The following is a 317-nucleotide window of genomic DNA, read 5'->3' on the forward strand; positions in this document are numbered from 1 at the left end:
TGAGAAACCTCAAAAACATGATCACTGTTCTTAAGCAGGAAGAGTTCAGAATTCTTTATCCATTCATGCAGGTCATGTGCATTATCTACCGAAACCGTTTCATCGCCGGTACCATGAATGATAAGAGTGGGAATTTTTAATTTTTCAGCCGACCTGGAGATGGTGAGCCTTTCCTCATTGTTAACAAAATCCTCATAGAAATCAAAAAGATGAGGCATTTGCTGTTTTGTGCGTAAATTCTCTATATAGGCGATACCTTTTTGCCGCCAAGCTTCCAGCTCCTCTCCCCGAGGAAACCTGTCTCCGAAATCACTGAC

At 42.0% G+C, this 317-nt stretch carries 1 protein-coding gene; it reads right to left on the reverse strand.

What is annotated here, in order from left to right:
• Positions 1 to 317: alpha/beta fold hydrolase (locus HC175_RS22335; RefSeq protein WP_369074372.1), on the reverse strand; the 317-nt coding region annotated here is incomplete at both ends.

The organism is Salinimicrobium oceani (assembly GCF_012037645.1).